General features: G+C 49.0%; 22 protein-coding genes, 2 tRNA genes and 1 pseudogene. 14 read left to right on the top strand and 11 right to left on the bottom strand.

All coding sequences use genetic code 11. The annotated features are described in order from the left end of the window. Positions 1-5: 5 nt before the first annotated feature. From FRZ59_RS13035 to FRZ59_RS13025, 3 genes are read left to right on the top strand one after another with little or no spacing between them, the layout of a single operon-like run. Entirely contained in the window at positions 6-416 is a 411-nt protein-coding gene (locus tag FRZ59_RS13035; protein WP_132128880.1) for a cytochrome C, read from the top strand. Continuing rightward, on the top strand, positions 413-808 hold the full coding sequence (locus FRZ59_RS13030) for a group III truncated hemoglobin (RefSeq protein ID WP_132128879.1): 396 nt from the start codon (positions 413-415) through the stop codon (positions 806-808). The genes FRZ59_RS13035 and FRZ59_RS13030 overlap by 4 nt, the downstream gene beginning before the upstream one ends. 6 nt (positions 809-814) lie before the next feature. Continuing rightward, positions 815-1264 (top strand): hypothetical protein, encoded by a 450-nt coding sequence (locus FRZ59_RS13025; RefSeq protein WP_132128878.1) that lies wholly within the window; start codon positions 815-817, stop codon positions 1262-1264. A gap of 7 nt (positions 1265-1271) precedes the next feature. On the opposite strand, the gene FRZ59_RS13020 is transcribed toward FRZ59_RS13025, so the two are convergent. The 8 genes and pseudogenes from FRZ59_RS13020 to FRZ59_RS12985 form a co-directional block, all read right to left on the bottom strand. Continuing rightward, the gene (locus FRZ59_RS13020) at positions 1272-1850 is read right to left on the bottom strand and encodes a DUF502 domain-containing protein (RefSeq protein ID WP_132128877.1); all 579 of its coding nucleotides are present in this window, start codon (positions 1848-1850) and stop codon (positions 1272-1274) included. A 15-nt stretch (positions 1851-1865) separates the two neighbouring features. After that, on the bottom strand, positions 1866-4316 hold the full coding sequence (locus tag FRZ59_RS13015; RefSeq protein WP_132128876.1) for a bifunctional UDP-N-acetylmuramoyl-tripeptide:D-alanyl-D-alanine ligase/alanine racemase: 2451 nt from the start codon (positions 4314-4316) through the stop codon (positions 1866-1868). A 212-nt stretch (positions 4317-4528) separates the two neighbouring features. Further along, complete coding sequence (gene ilvC / locus FRZ59_RS13010) at positions 4529-5575, bottom strand: ketol-acid reductoisomerase (RefSeq protein WP_132128875.1); 1047 nt, start codon at positions 5573-5575, stop codon at positions 4529-4531. A gap of 26 nt (positions 5576-5601) precedes the next feature. Then, positions 5602-6132 (bottom strand): acetolactate synthase small subunit, encoded by a 531-nt coding sequence (gene ilvN, locus FRZ59_RS13005; RefSeq protein ID WP_132128874.1) that lies wholly within the window; start codon positions 6130-6132, stop codon positions 5602-5604. 60 nt (positions 6133-6192) lie between these two features. Then, positions 6193-7944 (bottom strand): biosynthetic-type acetolactate synthase large subunit, encoded by a 1752-nt coding sequence (ilvB, locus tag FRZ59_RS13000; RefSeq protein WP_132128873.1) that lies wholly within the window; start codon positions 7942-7944, stop codon positions 6193-6195. Next, positions 7925-9657, bottom strand: a pseudogene (ilvD, locus tag FRZ59_RS12995) (dihydroxy-acid dehydratase). Before ilvD ends, ilvB begins: the two are co-directional and overlap by 20 nt. Positions 9658-9831: 174 nt before the next feature. Further along, complete coding sequence (gene ilvA, locus FRZ59_RS12990; protein WP_132128871.1) at positions 9832-11088, bottom strand: threonine ammonia-lyase IlvA; 1257 nt, start codon at positions 11086-11088, stop codon at positions 9832-9834. A gap of 237 nt (positions 11089-11325) precedes the next feature. Next, entirely contained in the window at positions 11326-11805 is a 480-nt protein-coding gene (locus tag FRZ59_RS12985; RefSeq protein WP_132128870.1) for a regulatory protein RecX, read from the bottom strand. A gap of 84 nt (positions 11806-11889) precedes the next feature. On the opposite strand from FRZ59_RS12985, the gene FRZ59_RS12980 reads away from it, so the two are divergent. The 3 genes from FRZ59_RS12980 to FRZ59_RS19150 all read left to right on the top strand — a co-directional run bounded on the left by FRZ59_RS12980 (position 11890) and on the right by FRZ59_RS19150 (position 12683). Next, positions 11890-11962 (top strand) — tRNA-Gly (locus FRZ59_RS12980). A 123-nt stretch (positions 11963-12085) separates the two neighbouring features. Beyond that, a tRNA-Leu gene (locus FRZ59_RS12975) sits at positions 12086-12171 on the top strand. A 302-nt stretch (positions 12172-12473) separates the two neighbouring features. After that, on the top strand, positions 12474-12683 hold the full coding sequence (locus FRZ59_RS19150) for a DapH/DapD/GlmU-related protein (RefSeq protein ID WP_207910260.1): 210 nt from the start codon (positions 12474-12476) through the stop codon (positions 12681-12683). Between the two features lie 37 nt (positions 12684-12720). Here the strand turns inward: FRZ59_RS19150 and FRZ59_RS12965 are convergent, their stop codons facing one another. Further along, a complete protein-coding gene (locus FRZ59_RS12965) occupies positions 12721-14064 on the bottom strand; it encodes an alpha/beta hydrolase (RefSeq protein WP_207910259.1) in 1344 nt (447 codons plus the stop codon). Between the two features lie 100 nt (positions 14065-14164). On the opposite strand from FRZ59_RS12965, the gene FRZ59_RS12960 reads away from it, so the two are divergent. From FRZ59_RS12960 to FRZ59_RS12950, 3 genes are all read left to right on the top strand, one after another. Beyond that, positions 14165-14848: a response regulator transcription factor gene (locus FRZ59_RS12960; protein ID WP_132128869.1), complete on the top strand. Its 684-nt coding sequence runs from the start codon at positions 14165-14167 to the stop codon at positions 14846-14848. A 28-nt stretch (positions 14849-14876) separates the two neighbouring features. Beyond that, the gene (locus FRZ59_RS12955; protein ID WP_225975060.1) at positions 14877-16127 is read left to right on the top strand and encodes a sensor histidine kinase; all 1251 of its coding nucleotides are present in this window, start codon (positions 14877-14879) and stop codon (positions 16125-16127) included. A 95-nt stretch (positions 16128-16222) separates the two neighbouring features. Beyond that, positions 16223-18676, top strand: coding sequence for an outer membrane beta-barrel family protein (locus FRZ59_RS12950; protein ID WP_132128867.1), 2454 nt, complete (start codon positions 16223-16225; stop codon positions 18674-18676). A gap of 94 nt (positions 18677-18770) precedes the next feature. Here the strand turns inward: FRZ59_RS12950 and FRZ59_RS12945 are convergent, their stop codons facing one another. Further along, the gene (locus FRZ59_RS12945) at positions 18771-19073 is read right to left on the bottom strand and encodes a hypothetical protein (protein WP_132128866.1); all 303 of its coding nucleotides are present in this window, start codon (positions 19071-19073) and stop codon (positions 18771-18773) included. Positions 19074-19084: 11 nt separating this feature from the next. After that, positions 19085-20197, bottom strand: a complete 1113-nt coding sequence (locus tag FRZ59_RS12940; protein ID WP_158640632.1) for a TlpA disulfide reductase family protein — start codon at positions 20195-20197, stop codon at positions 19085-19087. Positions 20198-20317: 120 nt separating this feature from the next. Between FRZ59_RS12940 and corA the strand changes: the two genes are divergently transcribed. From corA to rplU, 5 genes are all read left to right on the top strand, one after another. Continuing rightward, positions 20318-21271 (top strand): magnesium/cobalt transporter CorA, encoded by a 954-nt coding sequence (gene corA, locus FRZ59_RS12935; RefSeq protein WP_132128864.1) that lies wholly within the window; start codon positions 20318-20320, stop codon positions 21269-21271. Between the two features lie 98 nt (positions 21272-21369). Beyond that, on the top strand, positions 21370-22503 hold the full coding sequence (gene mnmA / locus FRZ59_RS12930) for a tRNA 2-thiouridine(34) synthase MnmA (RefSeq protein WP_132128863.1): 1134 nt from the start codon (positions 21370-21372) through the stop codon (positions 22501-22503). Between the two features lie 15 nt (positions 22504-22518). Then, positions 22519-23496 (top strand): thioredoxin-disulfide reductase, encoded by a 978-nt coding sequence (trxB, locus tag FRZ59_RS12925; RefSeq protein WP_132128862.1) that lies wholly within the window; start codon positions 22519-22521, stop codon positions 23494-23496. A 292-nt stretch (positions 23497-23788) separates the two neighbouring features. Continuing rightward, positions 23789-23962: a hypothetical protein gene (locus FRZ59_RS18535; RefSeq protein WP_158640631.1), complete on the top strand. Its 174-nt coding sequence runs from the start codon at positions 23789-23791 to the stop codon at positions 23960-23962. A 75-nt stretch (positions 23963-24037) separates the two neighbouring features. After that, positions 24038-24349, top strand: coding sequence for a 50S ribosomal protein L21 (gene rplU / locus FRZ59_RS12920; protein WP_132128860.1), 312 nt, complete (start codon positions 24038-24040; stop codon positions 24347-24349). The last annotated feature ends 19 nt before the right edge of the window (positions 24350-24368 follow it).

The raw sequence follows: 24368 nt of genomic DNA, 5'->3' as shown, positions 1-24368 counted from the left end.
CTTTTATGGACGACAATCGTATAATTAAAGTGTTCGTGGATGAAGACCCCGAACCTTTTGCGGAGTTCAGCCCCCCGGTAAAGTTTTTGTTTGATACGACCCGGCTTCCTGACGGGCTGCACATGTTAAAGATCGTTGCCCGCTCATCCCGGGGAAAGGAGGGAATCAGGATTATTCCCTTCGAGGTGCGAAATGGCCCGGCCATTTCAGTTGTAGGTTTAAAGGAAAACGATGTTGTAGACAGTCGGATTCCATTGACCATTAATGCGTACGGAAGTGAACGGAATGACCTCTTCGTCGTCACCGGTTCGGAAACTCCGAAGGCGATCCCGGCTTGGGTGTGGACATTGTTGATTATCTTTATCGCCTGGGGGATCTTTTATTTGATTATGTACTGGAACAAGGGAATATTATGAAAACGCGGGAAGACATCCGGTCAATGGAAGATATTACCAGGCTGGTGGATATATTTTACGATAAGGTCCGGCAGGATCAGCTTATCGGGCCTATTTTTGAAGAAAAGATAAAGGACAACTGGGCCGCTCATCTTTCCATCATGTACCGGTTCTGGGGGACGGTGCTGCTGGGTGAGCGAAGCTACTTCGGCAGTCCTTTCCTTAAACACGCCAACCTCCCCGTTGAAGGCCGGCATTTTGAACGTTGGCTGAGTTATTTCTATGAGACGCTTGATGAGCTTTTTGAAGGCCCCAAGACGGAGGAAGCTAAATTCAGGGCAGAAAAAATGGCGGAAATGTTCCAGTTTAAGCTGGAACATCTTCGCAATACCGGAAACCAACCATTGAAATAATTGGTCATGTCAAAGTACGGACCCATAGTTATCGCCTGTATTTTTACCTGGATCGGATTCGTATGCGCGATCAGCTTTATGGAAGCCTGGTTGAAATTCCGGGCTCCCGGCATGAGCATTCCCCTTGGCCTCGGCGTCGGGCGGTTGGTTTTTGGCGCGCTGAACAAGGTGGAGTGGGTATTTACGCTTGTCATCCTGGGCTGTATCCTTGCAGACGGCACCTGGCGGCTGGCAACCAGCCTTTTCCTTCCAGGCTTGCTGGCAGTGCTTTTACTTCAAACGTTTTGGCTGCTGCCGGCGCTTGACATCCGTGCAGAAGCTCATATCAGCGGAACGCCACCGGGCCCTTCGAACCTGCATTTTTATTACGTAGGAATGGAATTAGTTAAAGTGGCGGCCCTGGTTACATACGGAATACTGGCTTTCAGGCAATTAAGTTCGGATGGCTCAGCTTAGGCCCATCTTATTTCAGCCTGCTTACACCGCCGGACACCACGTATTTCATGATCTCTGCTGCATTTGCATGCATAGGCGTTACTTTCGTTGCGGGGACGATAAAATAATTACCCGAGAAATTATAGGAATGAGGGAAGTAAACACCTACATGGCCAGGTAAACCGAGGCTTGTCAGATCCTTCTGAGTAATAAAACCTACCTTTTTGATCCCTGTTTCGCTCATTTCCACGAATACCGGCTCGGTGAATTTTTTTTGTTCTCCTACAAAAGCTTCCATAAAATCCCGGATAGTTGTGTAGATCATTTTTATGACCGGCATTTTATTTAGTAAACTATTGAAGAAGCGGCTGATCGGGTCGGTTACCATGTAATTGACCAGCATTCCGATAAGGGTGATCGAGGCCAGCACAACCAGCAGGCCTAAGCCGGGAACCCCGAAATAATCAAATGCTTCATTCAGGGTGGATATGATCCAGTAGATCACATAACCGCTGACCCAAATGGGAACGACCAGCAGGAGCCCTTTAAAGAAAAATCCCAGAATGGTGTTTACCACTTTAACCCTGAAATAGCTTTTCCTGTCCATATTGTTAGTTTTCTTTTATTCGTAAGTATAAATCCGTTTTACCCGCTGAGAAACGTTCGTCAGCACCTCGTAGGCATTGGTCTGAAGCCTGGCAGCAATTTCCCCGATAGGCAGGTCTTCGCCAAAAACGATCACTTCATCGGTTTCGCTGCAGTCGACGCCCGTAACATCCAGCATACACATGTCCATGCATACCGGGCCGATCACCAGAACCCGCTGTCCGTTTACCAGCATCTCACCGTTCCCGTTTCCCAGCCGCCGGTCAAAACCATCGGCATAACCGATCTTCACGGTGGCAATGCGGGAAGGCCGGTCTGTTCTTCCTGTCCGGCCATAGCCTACCGTTTCGCCTGCAGCGACATTTCTGATCTGGGAGATGGTTGTTTTTAGGGTGCCTACGGTTTGCAAAGCGCTCCCTGATCCTCCCTGACCAATGCCATACAGGCCAATGCCCAGCCGTACCATATCGTAGTGGGCTTCGGGGAAGCGTAAAATTCCCGCCGAGTTTACCAGGTGCCTCATAAACGGATAGCCAAGGTCTTTTTCCAGCCTGGCGGCAAACTCCTCGAAACGCTCCATTTGCTGCCTGCTGAATTCGTCCTGTCCAGGGTCTTCACTGGCTGCCAGATGAGAGAACACCGATCTCACCCGAATAGAATCTGCAGTTTTCAGCATATTTCCAAGTTCCTCCAGGTCTTCTTCGCCAAAGCCCAGACGGTGCATCCCCGTATCCAGCTTGATATGGATGGGATAGCTATTGATCTCCTTTCCTTCCAGGAACCGGAGAAATTCCTCCAGCACGCGGAAGCTGTATATCTCCGGCTCCAGGCCGTCCCCGGTAAGCGTTTCGAAGCCCGGCGGTTCGGGGCTCATAACCATTACCGGCATGTCTATTCCGTTTTGGCGCAAAGCAGCCCCTTCATCGGTATAAGCCACAGCCAGGTAATCTACCTTATGAAACTGCAGCATGCCCGCAATTTCATAACTTCCGCTTCCGTAGGAAAATGCTTTTACCATCGCCATAATCCCGGTGCCCGGTGCTAATTTTGACTTGTAGAAGTTCAGGTTACCGATCATGGCATTCAGGTTTACCTCCAGCACGGTTTCATGCTGTTTTTGCTCCAGCAGGCGGCTAATGCGTTCAAAACGGAAAGGCCTTGCACCTTTCAGCAGAATAGCTTCATTCCCGAACATATCCGCCCTGAAATCACGGGTAAATTCTTCGGTATTGTCATAGAACTCCATTTGAGGAAGGGAAAACTGACCTCTTTGCCGGCCAAGCGCCTCCCCTATTGCAATCAGGCGATTAATGCCCGCGGCCCCAAGCAGTGCGGCTACCTTCCCGTATAATACTTCCTGATCCAGGCCTGTTTGCAGAATGTCCGAAAGGATAACGGTCTTACGCGGATGCTGCTGCTGACGGGCAAGAAAATCAAGCGCCGTCTCCAGGGACCCCAGGTCTGAATTATAACTATCGTTGATGAAAGAAGAATGGTTGATCGCCTGCATTAATTTTAGGCGCATGGAAACAGGGGCAAGCTGCCGCATACGCTTGCTAATTTCTTCCGCGGGGTATTCCATCCAAAGGAGCAGGCACCAGCAGGTAATGCCATTATGAACGGAAGCCTGGTCTGCGAAAGGCAGCTCTATACGCATCTCCTGCCCCTTGCAGGCTCCGTAAAGGATGCTGCCGGTTCCGGTAGGCGTTACCCGACTAATGAACAGGTCCTCGTCGCCCCGGTATCCCCAGGTGAAATGCGCATGCCCGGGCAGCGCTCCTTCATAAGAACGAAGCGCGTCCTTTTCATAAATAAAAAGGAAGGCATGGGTGAACAACTTCAGCTTTTCGGTTATCTTCTCTTCCAGGCTGCCAAAACCCTCGTCATGGGCAGGGCCGATGTTTGTCAAGATCCCGATATCGGGGCGGATCATCTTTTCAAGCCGTTCCATTTCGCCGGCTTTTGAAATGCCTGCTTCAATAATGGCCAGTTCATACTCTTCTCCCATTCTCCAGAGCGAAAGCGGAACGCCGGTTTGGGAATTAAAGCTTTTCGGGCTGCGAACGATGTTCTTATCTACTGACAGTAACTGGAATAGCCATTCCTTGACCACTGTTTTTCCGTTGCTGCCGGTAATACCAATCAAGGGATAATCAAATTTCCGCCGGTGGCTGGCTGCCAGCGCCTGCAGGCTGGCAAGGGTATCCGGTACCAGCAGGAAATTGCTGTCGGGGAAATTTTCAACAGGGAAATCTCCCGAAGAGATGACGAAATTCCGGACGCCCTTCCCCCATGCTTCAGCAATGAAGTCATGCCCGTCGCGCGCGGCTTTTATCGCAAAAAAAAGCGACTGTTCCGAAAAGCTAATACGCCGGCTATCGGTCTGCAAATAGAGGATGGATGCCTCATCCTTCTGAATGAACGGCCGGGCCGAAAGAATAGCTGCGATGGTTTCTATTGTATACAAGGCTTAAACTTTACTTCAAATTTGCTTCAAATATCAGAAATAGCAGTCGCATCCCCAGATTAAAGTAATAAAAAAGCCCGCATTCCTCGGGGGAAATACGGGCATTGGTACAGATTATGAAGAGAATTCTTACGTCTCGTCCTTTTTGCCCCTGGCTACTACGCTCACATTTGCGCTCGCCAGAAACAAAAATAGCTTCGCCTATTTTAAACCTACAGGCGTTCGGGGCGGAGTTTGCGGACTTCCGCTCCGGCCTGCCATATTTCAGATTCCCGGAGTTCTTTCAATTCTTTTTCCAGTCCTTCGCGGTAATCCGGCTTGCTATTGGCTTCAATGGTGATACGCGCTTCATTTCCGCTGGAAACGCTGTTGTAGAGTTCCTCGAATACGGGCTGGGTAGCTTCGCGGAACTTGTGCCTCCAGTCAAGGGCGCCCCGCTGAGCGGTAGTGGAACAGTTGGCATACATCCAATCCATGCCGTTTTCGGCTACCAGGGGCATAAGGCTCTGGGTAAGCTCTTCTACGGTTTCATTAAACGCTTCGCTGGGGCTGTGCCCTTTGCTGCGCAGCACATTGTACTGAGCTTCAAAAATACCTGCTATCGCTCCCATAAGCGTTCCGCGCTCGCCGGTAAGATCGCTGTATACTTCTTTTTCGAAAGTAGTCGGGAATAAATAGGCAGACCCAACCCCAATACCCAGGGCGGTTACCTTTTCATGCGCTTTCCCGGTAGCGTCCTGGAAGATGGCAAAGCTGGAATTCAAGCCTTTGCCTTCCAGGAAAAGCCTCCTGAGGCTGGTGCCGGAACCTTTGGGGGCAGCCAGGAATACATCTACTCCATCGGGAGGAATGATGCCTGTCTGTTCCTTGTAGGTAATGCCGAAACCATGAGAAAAATAAAGCGATTTCCCGGGGGTAAGGTGTTTTTTAACAGTCGGCCAAAGGGCTATTTGTCCTGCATCTGACAACAGGTAGCAAATGATCGTACCTTTTTCGAGGGCTTCTTCGATCTCAAACAGATCTTTTCCTTCTACCCATCCGTCGTTCTTTGCTTTATCCCATGTTTTGGAAGCCTTTCGCTGTCCTACTATTACGTTAAAGCCGTTATCTTTCAGATTCAGTGCCTGGCCGGGTCCCTGTACGCCGTAACCGATTACCGCAATGGTTTCATTTTTAAGGATTTCCCTTGCCTTTTCCATCGGTAATTCTTCGCGGGTAACTACCTCTTCAGTTACACCTCCAAAATTGATTTTCGCCATGTTTATTCGTTAATTGTTTGTATTTATTAAATGTTGTACGCCCATTCCGCTTCCGGCAGGTACTGGGCAAGCCCCTTTTCACTCCTGGACAAAGCAATCCTTCCGGAGCGGACAAATTCAAGTATCCCGTAGGGTTTTAACTGCTTGAAAAAGCTGTATATTTCTTCTTCCGTTCCTGCCTTCTCAATAATGAGAATTTGTTCATCTTCAAACAGCACTTTTGCTCTTTTATACCCTTCCAGAAGCTGCTTCGCTCCGGCTGCATTTTTCGTATCGAGCTTAAAAAAGGCCAGCTCATTAAAAACGAGATCAGGATCTTCATAGCCGAACACGGCCAGCACTTCAATGATCTTCCGGATTTGCCTGACGATCTTTTCTACTTTTTCGCGCTCGTCTGATTTAAAGACAATCGTAAAGCGGGAAATCCCTTTTCTTTCCGTTTCCGAAACGCTTAAACTTTCAATATTTATCCTGCGCCTTGTAAAAATCCCACTGATACGATTAAGCAAGCCTAACGTATTCTCGGTAAAGATACAGATGGTATATAATTTTTCCACTTTAATCTTAAAACTTTAAACCTTGGAAATTTGACCCTTCAATTTTAAACGTTAACCGTTTCATTCCAGCCTTATATCGGAAACCGGCGCCCCGGAGGGAACCATCGGGAATACATTCAGTTCTTTTTCCACGAGTATTTCAAGCAGAAAGGCTTTTTTACTGGAGATCAGGGTATCAAGGGCGCTGTCCAGCTCCTCTCTTTCCGTGATCTTCATCCCGTCTATCCCAAACCCTTTGGCAATGGTAATAAAATCTGGATTTTTTAGCTCGACAAAGGAGTAGCGGCGGTCGAAGAAAAGTTGCTGCCACTGCCTTACCATACCCAGGTAATTATTGTTCAGGATAATGATCTTCACCGGGAGTTCGCTTTGCCAGATGGTGCCCAGCTCCTGTAGGGTCATCTGGAAACAACCGTCACCGATCACGGCCACAACTTCCCTTTCAGGCGATCCCACCTTTGCACCAAAAGCGGCAGGCAGGGCAAATCCCATAGTACCGGATCCGCCGGAAGTAATGTACCCGTCCGTTTGTTTAAAGCGGTAATAGCGCGCGGCTTCCATTTGGTGCTGGCCCACATCGGCTACGATCGCTGCTTTTCCGGCGGTTTTTTCAGATAAACGGTGAATCACTTCTCCCATTTTTATCTGTCCTCCTTCCGGGAACAGGTCTTCCTTTATTACTTTTTCATACTCTTCCTTGTCCAGTTCTTTAAATTCGGCCAGCCAATCATTTCGCTCACGTTTTTCAACCAGGGGAAGAAGGGCCTTGAGAACTGCTTTAGCATCGCCTATCACCGGTGCGTCGGCGGGTATGATCTTATTGATCTCAGAAGGATCAATGTCTATATGGATAACCTTGGCGCCGGTAGCAAAAGCGGCGACGTTACCCGTTACCCGGTCGTCGAAACGCATCCCGAGCCCAATGACCAGGTCCGCCTCATTGATCAGTTTGTTCGTGGAATAATTGCCGTGCATACCAAGCATTCCCACGTACTGAGGATGATCCGAAGAAATTGCCGAAAGCCCCAGCAAGGTACAAGCCGCCGGAATTTCCGTTTTTTCAACAAAGGCTTTCAGTTCTTCTTCCGCTTTGGCGATCAGTACGCCGTGCCCTACAAACAGGTAAGGCTTTTTGGCTTCATTGATCAGTCGGGCCGCCAGTTCCACTTGTTCCTGCTTAGGCTGCAAACGAGGCCTGTAGCTGATAATGTGTTTGCATTTGGTATACCGGAACTCTTTGCTCATAAGCGCAACCTGCGCATTTTTGGTAATATCAATCAGTACGGGTCCCGGCCTGCCGCTATTGGCAATATAAAAAGCTTTCGCAAAAACTTCGGGGATCTCGTCTGCATCGGTTATCTGGTAACTCCATTTGGTGACCGGCGCTGTAATGCCGATTACGTCTGCTTCCTGGAAAGCGTCGGTTCCCAGCAGGCTGGCAAATACCTGCCCTGTAATACATACAAGCGGTGTTGAATCCATCATGGCATCGGTGATCCCGGTAACCAGGTTGGTAGCTCCCGGACCTGAAGTGGCCAGGCAGATACCCGGTTTCCCGGTAATACGGGCATAACCCTGGGCGGCATGCGCCGCACCCTGCTCATGTCGTACCAGGATATGATTCACCTGGTCCTGGTAATGGTATAAGGCATCGTAAACCGGCATAATGGCTCCGCCGGGGTAACCAAAGATCGTATCCACTCCTTCTTCCAGGAGTGACCGGATAACGGCTTCCGAACCGCTTAAAGGGGTGGCCGAAGCCGTGGCTGGAATTTCCTTTTCAGTCAGGATATCAGAGCTCGGGTTTTTCATAACTTATATTTTTAATGTCTCCGGTATTGTCCTCATCGGTAACGCAACCCTGGGATGCCGAAGAAACAGAATTGATATACTTATACAAAAGTCCTTTTGACGCTTTCAGCGGCGGCGCAGTCCACGCTTCCCTGCGACGCTGGATTTCGTCTTCTTCCAGGAGGGCTTCCAACCGGTTATTTACGGCGTCAATCACTACACGATCGCCATCTTTCAGGAGCGCTATGGTGCCGCCGTTCTGCGCTTCGGGGGTAATATGGCCTACTACGAATCCGTGTGTTCCGCCGGAAAACCGGCCATCGGTGATCAACGCGATGCTCTTGCCAAGGCCGGCGCCCATAATTGCGGAAGTGGGCTTCAGCATTTCGGGCATTCCGGGGCCTCCCTTAGGCCCGCAATAACGGATGACGACTACATCGCCCGCCTGGACCTTGCCCATACTGATGGCATCGATCATATCCTGTTCCCGGTCAAACACACGGGCAGGGCCTTCAAATCGTTCCCCTTCTTTACCGGTGATCTTTGCTACGGCTCCCTCTTCTGCCAGGTTCCCGTAAAGTATCTGGAGATGGCCGTCTTTCTTTATAGGGGTATCCAGGGAATGCACAATGGGCTGGCCGGGTGCAAGCCCGGGAGCTTCTTCCAGGTTCTCAGCCAGTGTTTTGCCTGTTACGGTCAGGCAGTCACCGTGCAGCATTCCTTCTTCCAGGAGGAATTTCATTACCGCAGGCGTCCCGCCGATCTTCTGCAAATCTTCCATCAGGTATTTTCCGCTAGGCCTGAAATCGGCAAGCAAAGGCGTTTTATCACTGATCCGCTGGAAATCGTCCATATTCAGGTCAACTCCTACCGCCCTGGCAATAGCAATCAGGTGCAGCACGGCGTTCGTGGAACCTCCCAGTACGATGGTCAGGGTAATGGCATTTTCAAACGCCTTGGCCGTCATAATATCGCGCGGCTTAATATCTTTTTCCAGCAGTATCCGTATGGCCTTTCCGGCGGCAATACATTCCGCTCTCTTTTCCGGGCTTTCGGCCGGCCAGGAAGCGCTGTAAGGAAGGCTCATTCCCATTGCCTCGCTGGCAGAAGCCATTGTATTGGCAGTATACATCCCCCGCAGGCCCCGGCCCCGGGACAGGTATGCTGAATAATACCTTTAAAGTCTTCGGCGGTAATATTGCCCGCGAATTTCTGACCAAGCGCTTCGAAAGCGGAAACAATGTCAAGCCGCATACCATTGTAATCACCTGAATGGATGGTACCGCCGTAAACCATGATACCTGGACGGTTCAGCCGGCCCATGCCAATCAGCGAACCGGGCATATTCTTGTCACAGCCCATGACGGAAATCACGCCGTCGTATGACTGCCCGCCTACCACCGCCTCAATGGAATCTGCGATGAGATCCCGCGAGGGCAGAGAGTAACGCATTGCGTCAGTTCCCATGGATATTCCGTCGCTAACGCCAATGGTATTGAATATAAGGCCCACCAGATCTGCTTCCTGTGTTCCTTTCTTCACTTCCAGCGCGAGGTCATTCAGGTGCATGTTACATGGGTTTCCCTGGTATCCTGCGCTGGCAATCCCAATAAAGGGTTTGCTCAGATCTTCTTCTCTCAAACCAATACCGTATAACATAGCTTGCGCCGCAGGCTGTTCGGTATTCTGTGTAATGACGCTGCTATATTTGTTTAGTTTCTTTTCCACGTTCAATAATTTCCGTTAATGGTACATAGTTAATGATGAATTTACGCTGCCTCAAAGAGGCCTGTGAATATCTTACGATGTTTAACTCTTGAAAAAAAATCTGACTACTTTCATATTTAATTGATTATTAGTTTTTTACGAGTTTAAAATATTTATTGAATTATGACGACCATCCCCATTTCAGATAAAGTATTTCCTGAGCATATCGTCATTGGTCACGTTTCTGAAACGGAATTGCTGTTCCTTGAAACGTCCGAGAAGCGGCTCCAGGTCCTGCGGCCGGCTTAACTCTATCCCCACCAGGGCCGGGCCGAACTCTTTGTTCGTCTTTTTCAGGTATTCAAAACGTACGATATCGTCCTCCGGCCCCAGCACGCTGTTGAGGAAAGTTCTTAATTCACCCGGTTTCTGGGCAAATTCGATAATAAAATAATGCTTGAGCCCCTCATAGATAAGGCTTCGCTCGATAACCTCAGGATAACGCGCCAGGTCATTATTTCCCCCGCTAAGAATGCAAACAACTTTTCTTCCTCGTATTTCGTCCTTCAGCTGATCAAGCGCCGCAATAGATAATACGCCTGCAGGCTCCGCGATGATGCCTTCATGCTGGTATAATTCGATCATCGTACTGCAAACTTTTCCTTCTCTTGTTGCGATTACCTTGTCGGTGAAAAGGGAGCAAATATTGAAGGGAAGGGAGCCTACCTGCCGTACTGCCGCCCCGTCCACGAAGGGATCGATTGTTTCCAACCGCACCGGGCCGCCCTCCCGGAATGCTTCCACCATTTTGGGCGCTCCCGCCGGGTCCACGCCAATAACCCTGCAGGAAGGATTGAAATACTTCGCCACAAGGCTCAGACCGGAAAGAAGCCCTCCACCTCCTACCGGAACGATCAGGACATCCGTATCAGGCTGGTCTGCAAAAATTTCCGTTCCCACTGTACCTTGTCCGGTAATGGTGTGTATGTTATCAAACGGATGCACAAAGGTCAGCTTCTCTGCTTCGCAAAAAGCTATCGCCTGCTCGTAAGCTTCGTCATAAGTTGTTCCCGTCAGCTCCACCTTTATCCATTCTCCGCCGAAACTCCGCACTTTTTCCAGCTTTTGCCGCGGCGTCACCTCCGGCATAAATACGTGCCCGCGGATCTTCATCAGCTGGCAGCTGTAAGCCACTCCCTGCGCATGATTCCCCGCGCTAGCGCATACAACGCCTCTTTTCGCCGCTCCCGGCGGCAGGTTAATAATCGTATTGTAGGCGCCCCGGATCTTATAGGAACGGACCAGCTGCTGGTCTTCCCTTTTGAACCAGATATCCGCGCCGTATTTTTGCGATAAGCGGGGCACCTGGTGGAGCGGCGTATGTTTTACCACTTTGCTGATCTGCCTGCCGCATTCCATGATCCGGGAGGGCAGTTCCGAATAAGCATTAGTATCCATGCAAAATCTTGTTTAAAGCAAAAGGGCCATCTTCTTACGAGAATGGCCCTTTTACGAGTTGTATTTTAAACAAACCATTCCTGTTTCGTCACGTAATGACGACGACCAGGATAATCACGATGAACCGGATGATTTGTTGTGTTTTTAACATTGCATCGCAAATGTATCAAAGAAGCTTGCTTTTTGCAAATTATTTTGCTTTCCGTTTTTGACACGATACAAGTTTCTCCTCCCGGATCATTCTCCGTTTCGTTCCCGGATCAGATCCCAGACCAGCTCCGGCTCATACCCCCTGGATATAGCGTAGGCAGCTGCCTTTCTGTTTTGCACGAAAGGATTACCTGCCGGGAGGGCTTTAAACTTTTCCTCCAGTAACCTTTTAAGTGTTTTAAGGTAGTCAGCTTCGTCAATCTCTTTTAATCCCGCGCGAATACAATACTCCGAAACCCGCTTTAACTGAAGCCCCTTCCTGATCTTTGCCCGCCCCCAGCCTTTTATTCTGAATTTTCCCCCTGCCCAGGCTTTTGCGAAGCGCTCCTCGTTAATAAAATCCTGTTGTATTAATTCCGAAATGACTTCTTCCACAAGGGACGCCGCCACGCCGGTTTCATACAATTTATCCCGCACTTCCTGCTGACTTCTTTCCTGGTAAGCGCAATACCGGGCAGCCTTTTCCAGGGCGATCTTCCGGTCAGTAATTAAAGATTTTGCACACATTTCATGCAAAAATAAAAAACACTCTTGACAGGTATTCTTTATTCAGTATATTTGCATCCCGATCCGGTAGAAGGGTCGACGCAAGCGAAAGTAGCTCAGTTGGTAGAGCATCACCTTGCCAAGGTGAGGGTCGCGAGTTCGAGTCTCGTCTTTCGCTCTCCCCCGCACCAGCGGGGTTTTCAGTTTAAAAGGGGCATCTGTTTTAAAGACGATTGTTCCCTGGGGAAAAAACCGGCAGAGCGGATAGCAAAAGCAGCTCCTGCGAAGCCGGAAGTTCACCGCCCGGATGGTGGAATTGGTAGACACGCAGGACTTAAAATCCTGTTGCCCTAAAAGGCAGTGTGGGTTCAAGTCCCACTCCGGGTACTGAAGGTTGTTTTGCAGCCTTTTTTTGTTTTCTTTAAGCCTCAAACAGACCTCTAAGCCTCCAAACAGACCTCGCCAAAAAAATTACCTAACGCGGAGGATCTTCTTTCAAACCGGCCGAAAATTTGATGCAAACTCTCCGGTCCACTATTGCTGCGTCACGCTTAACGCGCACAAGCTTTCAATGTCATGAAAAAGGAAAAAGAAAAAATGCTTGCCGGTGATCTGTATGACCCGCTCGATGAATCGGCAGCCGGACATTGTTCGGCCCCAACGTGCAAATCTATACAGCTACCCATCCAATGGATCATACCCAAAGGGCGTCCGGTCTCGAATACGCTAAACCCATTTCAATTGGGTCTGATGTCTGGATAGGCGGCAGCGCAGTTATTTGCCCGGGAGTTAAGATAGGTGACCGCAGCGTAATTGGAGCGGGCAGCGTTGTCACGAAAGATATTCCCCCCGATGTATTTGCCGCAGGCAATCCCTGCAAGGTAATCAGATCGTTATGATCCGCCCGGGAATATTCTTATCACCAAATCCTATAAATTATTGCGGAGCAAGAATCACCTTCAAAAAATACCGGACGGCGTAAGTAGCCAGCTGTCCCTCAGGCCCGTCCAGTACGTAATCAAATCCGTGGGTGCCACCGGGAAGGCTTAGCAGGTAATGGCGGGTTCCAGCAGCGCGAAGTGCCAGCGCAAGACGAACGCTGTGTTCATAGGCCACCAGCACATCGTTCTTTCCATGAAGGAGCAGCGTCGGGGGCGCATTCTCGGCCAGTGCCTCCAGCGGTGAAGCGGAATGGTAGTTTTCGGGCACGGCGGAATAGCTTCCCCCAAGATAGGCTTCCATTACCTTACATGAATCCATGATCAGGCGGCTGGCAGGAGCGGAATATCCCCAAACCATATCAGCCGGGGCGTAATAGGCAACCACTCCCCTGATACCCGGATCACACAATGCATAAGCGGCCTGCAAGGCAATTTGCCCTCCGGCGGAGCGTCCGAGCAGCACGAAACGGTCTGGAGCAATTTTTAGCTCACCGGCATGTTTCCGGAGGAAAGCCATTGCATTTTGCACGTCTTCTACCGCTAAAGGGCTTTGGTACTGCGGCGCCAGGCGGTAATTAATAGCGGCCACATGGTAACCCGAACCGGCCAGGCGGCTGTTCAGTTCCGGCAGCTGCCTGCTATGGCCGCTGCTCCAGGAGCCGCCGTGGATGACGATGATGCAGGGAGAAAGCCCCCCGGCTTGCGAAGGATAAAAATCCAGCTCCAGGTAACAGCCCGGATTGCTCTCATGGGAAGCGTCGCCACGGGAATCATAATAGCACATTGTTTGAAAACGCACCTTTTTCGATAAGGGGCCGGCAAACATTCTCCAAAACCGGAAGGCTTTAAAAAGTCGCCGCTGTTTCTGCGCCTGCACAGGTTTTTCTTTCCGCCCCGGCTGCTGTTTTAGCGCCCGCACTGATTGCGCAGGTTGCCCTAGCTGCTGTTTTAGCGCCATTCCAGGATCCGGCGCGTTTCCCGGGGAGGAAGTTCCTGCTCCTGTGTCAGGGGCGCCGAAAGCTTTTCCCGGCAGAACGGGCTGCTCCGCAAAGGCCTCGCGTACGCCTTTTTCCAAATCTCCTGCCGTTGAAAATGCCCTCACTATGGGTACACAGTATAAAATAAAGGCCGCAGCCGAAAAGAGCAATATGGCCATTTCCGTTATCCCCAACACCGCCTGGCCGTGAAAACAACCGGCCAGCAAAACAGCCAGGGAAATAAGCGCGAATAACCAGGGCAAGCCGGCCACGGCCACTGACAGCAGCCAGGCTTGGTAAAACGGCGGCTTACAAACGGCCAGCAAGGAAACTATGAAGAGCGAAACGGCGATCCAGATCATGTCAGGACGGCAATTTAAGAAATTTGCGTCCCCTAAGCATACTAAGGGCTTGTAAATCTTCAAGGTTCCATCAAAAATAAACTATAGATTTGTTTCGATCATGAAGATTCTTGTCATAGAAGACAACCTGGAACTAGCCCAAAATATTACCGAATACCTGCAGAGGGAGGGCTACGTCTGCGAGCTTGCTGACAGTCACGCCAAGGCAGTCAACAAACTTGGCGCTTTTGCATATGATTGCGTGGTGCTGGACATTATGCTCCCCGACGGAAACGGCCTGGACATTTTAAGGTTCGTAAAGAACGAAAAAATAAAGAGCTGCGTGCTGATCATTTCAGCTAAGAATTCGCTGGACGATAAGGTAATCGGGCTGGAACTCGGCGCTGATGATTACCTGACCAAGCCCTTTCATTTGCCCGAGCTGAATGCCCGGCTGAAAGCCCTTTACCGGAGGAAATATATCCAGGGTGACAAGGAGATTTTTTTCAACGAGATCCATATTAACATGGATACCATGGAAACCCTCGTAAACAAGCAGCTACTGGAGCTTACCAGGAAAGAATATGCATTGCTGGTCTATTTTCTGACCAATAAGAACCGCGTACTCACACGGCAATCAATTGCAGAACATCTTTGGGGCGACTACGCGGACAACCTGCTGAATTTTGATTTTGTTTACCAACATGTGAAGAATCTCAGGAAAAAGATCATCCAGGCGGGAGGCAAAGATTATATTGAAACGGTTTACGGCCTGGGTTATAAATTTAATGCAAACCGGGGATGAGGCTAACCGGAAATAATTGAATAAAGGTATGAAGCTGGTCTTTAAGTTTGCTATCTGGTACCTGGTCATCACCCTGCTCGCCCTGGCAATCGGCGGCGTTATCTCCTACCGGGAGATCAAAGAGGAAGTCGACTTCGAGCAATCCCTTTACCTGAAAGGAAAACTGGACGCAGCCGTCCGGCGACTTAGCCGGGGAATGCATCCGGATTCTCTTGCCAGGCATAATATGGAAATACAACAGCTTGATTTTGCCAGGCCGGAGATGAATTTCCGTGTAACCGATACCGTAGTAATGCACAAGTTTCTTCAGCGCCTGGAGCAGCAGATAAAAGTAAGCGCATCCTACAAGGTAAACGGGAAGCATTATTACATAGCTGCCTACGATGGAATGGTAGAATCTGACGACATAACGGATGCGGTAATTAAGTCCATTACCGGTATATTCATTGTCATGCTGGTCGTGACCGGCTTGCTGAGTTACCTGATCTCGAAACATCTTCTTCATCCCTTTCACAGTACATTAAGGGCTATCAGGGCGTTTACCCTCAGGCAAAAAGAACCGCTTCAGCTCGCACCAACGCGCACCAGCGAATTCAAAAAACTCAATCTTTTCCTGCAGCATATGACGGAAAAAGCGCAGCATGATTACAGCAACCTTAAAGAATTTACAGAGAATGCGTCTCATGAAATGCAAACGCCGCTGGCCATTATCCGGGGAAAGCTGGAACTTCTCATGGAATCAGAGATCAATGACAGCCAGGCCAAACTGATTATGAGTGCGCATAACGCAGTTGAAAAACTAAGTAAAATGGGCCAGTCCCTTATCCTGCTGGCTAAATTGGAAAACCAGGAATTTGAGACGCCCGGTAAAATCGACTTCAGCCGTATTCTGTCAGATAACCTGCTTGCCTTTGAAGAATTGATTGAAATGAAATCGATCACCCTCAAACAGGATATAGCGGAGAATGTAGAACTTTCTATTCATCCCGTGCTGGCGGACATCCTGCTGAGCAACCTGATGAGTAATGCCATCAGGCATAATTATATGGAAGGCCGGATCACGGTAACGCTTACGAAAAAAGAACTGATCGTTGAAAATACCGGGGATCCGCTGAAAGTTGCTCCTGCCGAAATATTCAAACGATTTAAAAAAAGCACACAGGCCGACGATTCCGTTGGTCTGGGCCTGGCCATTGTAAAACAGATCTGCACCCAAAACAATATGCTGATATCCTATAGCTACTCCGGCTCGGAGCATCAGTTCCGCCTGCAATTCTGAGTTCGTAAATCTTCAACTTTCCTTCAAAATATAATCAGGTTTGAGACAGATCACGGTGCGATATTTGATTTTTCTATTTCACAACGTCCTTTTGTATGTTCAGAATCCTTACATATTCGTTTTTACTTGCCGGAAGCCTTCTTTGTCTTCCCGGCCGATCACATGCGCAACAATCAAACCCGCAGGAGGCGGGAACAATTACCGGTACAGTCAGGGATGCCGATGGAAAAGGGGTTGATTTTGCAAGCGTAACCTTACTTTCGTTACCCGATTCTACTTTCGTCGGCGGAGCGCAGACGGAGGCCGGAGGCAAATTCTCCCTTGGAAATATCCGGCCTGGAAGATACACCGTAAATGTCAGCTTCGTCGGATACACGGAAAAAGGCGTTGGAAACGTGCGGGTACAGGCCGGCGAAACAACCGAATTAGGCGTGATATCCATTCGTTTGGATTCGGAAACGCTCGATGAAGTCGTGGTGGAATCGGAAGCCATGGATATACAGTATGACCTGGACAAAACCATTTTCACGGTTTCGGACAACATCAAGTCCATGAGTACCAATGCAAGCGATGTCCTGGAACAAATTCCCATGGTGGAACTTGACCAGGAAGGCGTTCCCAGCGTAATGGGCCAGGGAGTAAGTGTACTTATTGACGGAAAGCCCTCCCGCATTTATGGAGATAATATTGAAACCGTACTCAAGCTGATCCCGTCCGGCCTGATCGAAAAGATCGAAGTAGTGACCAGCCCTTCGGCCAGGTACTCGACCGAAGAAGGAGGCATTGTCCTTAACATTATTACGAAAAGCGAATACCTTTCCGGTGTCAGCGGGATTGCTAACCTGTCGGTCACTTCCAATAATACCTACTCCCCTTCGGTTAACGTAAATATTGCCCGCAGGAAATTCAGCTTTAACAATAGTATTGCCTTTGAATACGACAGAGATCTGTCCAGCAGCAATCTCTTCCGGGAAAATTTCCCCGCAGGGAACGTATTTTTCACGGACCAGACCCGCGACGGAACCGACGAGGATCAGGATTTTTCGTATAATGGTAACCTGTATTATAACATTACTTCTAAAAGCCGGATAGGCGCCTTTTTTGGACTGGGCCACGATACGGAGAACGAAGATGAAACACTTATTACCCGTTTTCTCGACGAGGGACAGGCCCTTGACTCCGCTTACACCCGGATCATTGATAACAGGGAGAATAGCTGGAATTACCGGGCAGGAATCGATTTCGATAAAACCTTTTCGAGCGAGGATCATATTCTGAATCTCGAGGCCTATTATTCAACGCGGTCCGACGACGATAATATGCATTTCGATCAGAACAGTGAGTGGGAAAGCATGGAATCGCTGCAGAACCAGGTATCTACCAGCGACGATGTAGGATTTACCGTGGAAGGGGATTACGTGCAGCCCTTTGGCGAAAAATCACGGCTGGAAGCTGGGTTCCGCGCTGACTGGGAAACGGACGAAAATGTATTCAGGGCTGAGTATTTTGATGAAAGCGCCGGGGAATTCCTGGTAAATGACGCGCTCTCCAATGATTTTACTTCGCTGGAAAGCGACTATTCTCTATACGGTATGTACCGTACCGAATTGAACCGGTTCAGCCTGCAGGGCGGGCTGCGTCTGGAGAAATCCGTTCTTGAAACTACCCAACACCTGCTGGATCAGTATTATAAAACTGACTTCCTGAACCTGGTGCCTACCCTCAATATGTCTTACCGGCTTCAGAATAATGACAATGTCACTTTCAGCTACAGCCGGCGGGTGCGAACGCCCAGGTGGCATGAACTAAATCCCTTTGTCGATTATTCCGATCCGGAAAACATCGAATCAGGAAACCCGGAACTCAAACCGGAATTCATTAATTCCTTCGAGGCCAGCTACAATAAATTTGTAAAGCAATTCAACCTTTACGCTTCGGTATTTTACCGGCACAGCAATGATCCTATACAGCGTATACGCACCGTGGATACGGCAGGTATATCCTACACGAATTTTGACAACGTTGGCAGTGAACGCTACTACGGGCTTGAAACCGGCATGGGCGCGGATATTCTGCCGGAATGGAATTTCAGGGTAAGCGTAGGCGTAAGGAAAAACGAAGTGTTTGGCTTTGACGAAGATAACCAGACGACAGCCTTCACATCGAACCTTTCCACCTTCTTCCCCTTGCCGTTTGACTTTAAAGGCTATGTATTCGCCTTTTACCAGGGTCCGCGGTCAATCGCTCAGGGAAGGATGAAAGGAAACTTCATTACCAATATCGGCGTTCGGAAATCCTTTCTCAATGACAGGGCGGATTTTTCCATTCGTTTCTCCGATGTATTTAATAACCGCCAATGGAGCATGGACCTGCAGAACAATTTTTACAATCAGACCAGCACGTATCAGCGGCAGTCGCGTTATCTCACCTTTGGCTTCAGCTATACATTCGGAAGGCTTCAGGAAGGAAGAGAACGCGGCGAAAGAAACGGCGGAAACGACGGAGGCATGGGAGGCGGCGGTGAAGGCGAAGAATTTGAAATGGACTAGTGCTTCTCAGAGCACAAGTTTTATCGCTTAGGTTTAGGTTAAAGGGGTTGTACCGAAAGTGCAGCCCCTTCTTTTTAAACCTGCGTATAATTTCCTAGTCATCTTCATCGTCATGGCAATTCATACAGGCGTTTCCATAACTTTCGTAATCATCGAAAGCAGGCCCCGGTTTGCCAAACAAGGTAATTATCTTATCCAGACGCACCTTTTCTCCCTTATCAGTCAGCAAGTATTCACCGGAGGTTTCTTTCTTCAAAGCATCTACACGTCCTTCCACCCGTTCCACCTGAGGTTCCGGGCTGAAATAATGGATACGGCCTGATACGCCCTTCTGAATAGCTTCGTCCAGTACCTCCCGGAAATCCCAGGGTACCGGTAAATAATCATCGGATGTCATGGTTTCTTTTTTTAAGAACCGAGTAATTCTTCGACTTTTTCCCGCAATGCCTTTCCTCTTAATCCTTTCGCAATGATCACGCCGTTTTCATCCACAAGATAGGTCTGAGGAATGGCCATTATCCCGTATTCCCGGGCAATGGCGGACTGAAATCCCTGCAGATCGGTGAGGTGCTTCCATTCGAGCTGGTCGTCTCTGATTGCCTGTTTCCATGCTTCTGCATTGTCGTCCAGGGAAACGCCGATAATTTCAAGGCCAAGCGGCTGAAATTCATTATATAGCTTCACTACATTGGGGTTCTCTTTCCGGCAGGGAGCGCACCAGGAGGCCCAGAAGTCGATCAGGGTGATCTTTCCCAGGGAGCTTTCGAGCGAAACAGTCTCGCCCTCCGGGTTTTTTCCACTGAATGCCGGTGCGGGCGAGCCAATGGAAGTATTCTTTGCTATCGCCAGCCGATCAGCCAGCTTCTTTCCGAAAGGATGGGATTTCACTTCCGCGTTCAGCTTTTCAAAGGCAGGCTGTACCCGTTTGTAATCAAGATCATAAACCACGGCATTGATCAGGTAAGGGCCCACGGGCGAAGCCGGATGGCTGCCGGTGAAATCTATCACAAAATCTTCCCTTTCCTTCACCAGGAGTTCGTACTCCTCATCCAGTACAGCCAGCTGTCCGGCATTATTTTCCTGCTGGGCGGCCACATAACGCTGGTAAAGCGCGCGTTCCTTTTTATCGATCTCTTTCAGGCCGTTAATGGCTTCTTTGTAGGTATCATGCGCGGCAGACCCCTGGACATTCACGGCTGCGATATCGCTGATATTCCCGGTCACATCTATCGTCCCTTCTTCAACAAATACTTCAACGCCCCCCTTATGCTTTTCAAAAAGAAGGTAGAACGGCAGAGGGCGGTCAACCGTTCCTTCGAAAACAAGGCCGCCTGCGGCATATACCAATGAATCTACCGGCTGGGGTTCCAGGGTAGCGGTATCCGGTTTATATAAATATACTTTCTCTCCTTCACTTAATCCTTCCAGCTGCACCTTAAGCTGGAATGTTTTTCCGGCAGGTTTATTGCAGGCAAGAAGGAATGCAATGGCTCCCGTAAGGAGCGCCAGTCGTTTGATCATTATTTTCATTATTGAATGACAAAAATAAACGTTTAAAACTTCATATTGTTGTGATTTTTGAAAGCTCCCAAACTAATCCTAATTTAGGAGCGCGAAAAGTGCGGCACTTCAAGGAGGAATATGGTTGCAATCTACTATAAGACAGGCGATAAGATAGTGAAGGAAAACAACCTTTACAAATTATCCCAGATTGATATAAACAATCTGATATGGGTAGATTTGAATCGCCTGGATGAAACCGAAAAAAGGATCATCAGCACCAAGTTCCACATCAAAATCCAGGATCAGCAGGAATTGCAGGAAATTGAGAGCAGCTCGCGGTTCATCGAAACCGAAAAAATGATCACTGCCAATTCCAACTTCCTCGTTTATCACGCGGACAACCAGCATTCGGTGGAGCCTGCTTCCTTTATCCTTAAAAACAATTACCTGGTTACGGTAAGAAGCTCCGAGTTTAAATCTTTCAACGAGCTGAAGAAGCGTATTGAGCTAAATCCCAGGAAGTTTCGAAACGGGTATGATGTGCTTATGTTACTACTCCAGATTCGTATTGACTTCGATGCGGATCACCTGGAGCTGATCGCCAACGATATTTCCCGAATAGGCCGTGAACTGCTTCAGGAAGAAAAACTGAACCAGGACACCATTTATGATATTACCGAGCTGCAGGAAACGACCATGATGCTCCGGCTGGTCATCATTGACAAGCAGCGGGTAATCTCCAGCATGCTGAAAAGCAAATACGTACCCGGCGAATTCGACAATGAGATCCGGATCATGATCAAGGACATTAATTCCCTGCTTGAACACGCCGCTTTCAGCTTTCACCGGCTGGAATACCTGCAGGACACTTTCCTGGGCCTGGTGAACATTGAACAGAACAAGATCATTAAGATATTTACCGTAGCCGCGGTGATCTTCATGCCCCCTACCCTGATCGCGAGTATTTACGGAATGAATTTCGACCTGATGCCCGAGACAGGCTGGGATTACGGCTATCCTTTTTCCATTGGCCTGATGATCGTTTCGGTAGGAATTACCCTTTACTTCTTCCGGAAAAAGGGCTGGCTATAATGGTCGTGCCGGCCATGATACTGGATTTTTGACTGACTCTTCTTATCTTTGCAAACATTTTAGAAACACAGCGGTTGGCTTGTTGAAGGAATTTATTAATGAGTAAGCAAGGAAGAGTATTGGTCGCGATGAGCGGAGGAGTGGATAGCTCGGTAACAGCCGTTATGTTGCACGAGCAGGGCTACGAGGTGATCGGCTTAACCATGAAAACCTGGGATTATGCTTCATCCGGCAGTTCTTCAAAGGAAACCGGCTGCTGCAGCCTGGATTCGATCAACGATGCCAGGTCGCTTGCAGTGAATTATGGGTTTCCCCACTATATCCTGGATATCCGCAATGAATTCGGCGACTTTGTGATAGATAATTTTGTGGAAGAATACCTTGCCGGCCGCACCCCCAACCCCTGTGTCCTCTGCAACACTCATATTAAGTGGGAAGCCCTGCTGAAACGGGCAAATATGCTGGATTGCGAATTCATTGCTACCGGCCATTACGCGAATATCCGTAAATCAGAAAAAACAGGCCGTTTCGTGGTTTCCAAAGGCCTTGATGCGAATAAAGACCAGTCCTATGTGCTGTGGGGCGTTTCACAAGAAAACCTTAGCCGCACGATGCTCCCCCTGGGCCGCTTTCACAAATCGGAAATACGTCAAATGGCCATGGAAATGGGGCAGGCGGAGCTTGCACAGAAAAGCGAAAGTTACGAGATCTGTTTTGTGCCGGATAATGATTACCGCTCTTTCCTCCGGCACCGGGTAAATGATCTTGATGAAAAGGTAAAAGGCGGGAACTTCGTACTTACGGACGGAAAAATAGTGGGTCAGCACCAAGGCTATCCATTTTATACCGTCGGACAGCGAAAAGGCCTTGGAATTGCCCTGGGCGAGCCGGTGTTCGTCAAGGAGATCATTCCTGAAACCAATACCGTTGTGCTGGGAAAGAAAGAAGAGCTGGAGCGCGTACAAGCCCTGGTGCGGAACGTGAACCTGGTAAAATATGCTTCCCTGGAAGGACCTGTGGAGGCGGTAACGAAGATCCGCTACAAAGACGCCGGCACCCTGAGTACCATAGAACAGGAAGGCGATACCATGAGAGTGGACTTTCATCATGCCGTCGCGGGGGTTGCTCCGGGACAATCCGCCGTCTTTTATGAAGGCGATGACCTTATTGGCGGAGGCTTTATTATGCGGGAAAACCACCGTATTCCGGCATCCGCAAACCTTGAACATTAAACATTGAACCATAAAATGTCAGAAAAAAGAGAACATATCCGCTGCCTGATCGTTGGCTCAGGGCCTGCCGGCTATACGGCTGCCATTTACGCAGCGCGCGCTGATCTGAAACCCGTTATCTATACCGGCATTCAGCCCGGCGGCCAGCTGACGACCACTACGGAAGTGGAAAACTTTCCCGGCTACCCGGAAGGGACCCAGGGGACAGAAATGATGGAAGATTTTAAGAAACAAGCCGAACGTTTTGGCACCGCTGTTCGTTTCGGCTATGTAAGCGACGTGGACCTTTCAGAACGGCCTTATAAGGTAACCATTGATGAGACCACGCAGGTGACTGCTGATGTACTGATCGTTGCTACCGGAGCTTCGGCCAAATGGCTCGGACTGGAATCAGAAAAGAAATATAACGGTTTCGGCGTATCGGCCTGCGCTGTTTGCGACGGATTTTTCTTCCGGGGCCAGGACGTTGCCATCGTCGGCGGAGGAGATACCGCGGCGGAAGAAGCCACTTACCTGGCAAAACTTTGCCGGAAAGTATACTTGCTCGTCAGAAAAGGCGAGTTCAAGGCGTCGAAAGCCATGGTTCACCGCGTGGAACATACCCCCAATATTGAGATCCTCTTCCATACCGAAACCCAGGAGATAATCGGGAACGGACAAACGGTGGAAGGGGTCCGCGTGGTCAATAACCTGACCATGGAAGAAAGGATCCTTGACGTGACCGGTTTTTTTGTCGCCATAGGCCACAAGCCCAATACGGATGTTTTCAAGGGCTGGCTGGACATGGATGAGACAGGGTATATTCAGACTATTCCCGGTACTACCAAAACGAATATTGAAGGCGTATTTGCCTGTGGCGACGCACAGGACAGGATTTACCGCCAGGCGGTAACCGCAGCGGGAAGTGGCTGTATGGCTGCCCTGGACGCTGAACGTTACCTGGCTGCTGTAGAAGACACTTCCGTGTACGCGGATGCCGAAGTGAAAGAATGAGTCCAAGGTTTAAAAAGATCTACCTCTTTGTTATGGTAGTAGTACCCTTTTTGGTGTATTGCGGCTATTATTATGGAGAAATGATCCGGAAAGCACCTTTTAAATTCGAGGATTTCCAAACGATAAAGGTTGACTTCATCGCTCCGGGGGCAGGGAAGCGCATATTGACATTGCCAAAGGAACGGTAGACTACCTGCTGCCCGGCAGGGGGGCAGTTAAAGATACAATTTCCTTTAGCAGCGATGAATTACAGGAGTTTCACCGGATACTTTATACCAATAACTTCTTTGAAATGCCCCACGAGATGCAGAATGAAGGTTCTGCCGACAGCACAACCGGCGTTTATACCATAGACGCCATTTATGAGCGCAAACAGTATAAAGTCGCTTACGAGACCAATTACCGGGGGAAAGACGTTATAAAGATAAGATCGAACGGATTATTGCCTTCATCGAATCCAACATGAAAAAGAAGCTGGAGAACAATTGATTTAATCGGGAATAATCCTTAAGTTTGCGCCTCGTTTAAAAACACATAATTTATGTACGCAATAGTAAATATAGCCGGGCAACAGTTTAAAGTTGCAAAAGACCAGCATCTCTTTGTACACAGGCTGCAGGGAGACGAGGGCGCTAGTATTGAATTTGACGACGTATTACTGGTTGATAATGACGGAAAAGTAACCGTTGGCGCCCCTACAGTAAAGGGCGCGAAAATATCTGCCAAGATCGTCTCTCACCTGAAGGGCGATAAAGTGATCGTTTTCAAAAAGAAAAGAAGAAAAGGTTACAAGAAAAAGAACGGTCACCGTCAATTTTTCACCAAAATTCAGATTGAGAACATTAACGTTTAACGTTTTTATTGATTAAAAC

It is taken from the genome of Anseongella ginsenosidimutans (assembly GCF_008033235.1).
GTDB classification, from domain to species: Bacteria; Bacteroidota; Bacteroidia; order Sphingobacteriales; family Sphingobacteriaceae; genus Anseongella; species Anseongella ginsenosidimutans.
This window is presented reverse-complemented; position numbering and strand designations above follow the sequence as displayed.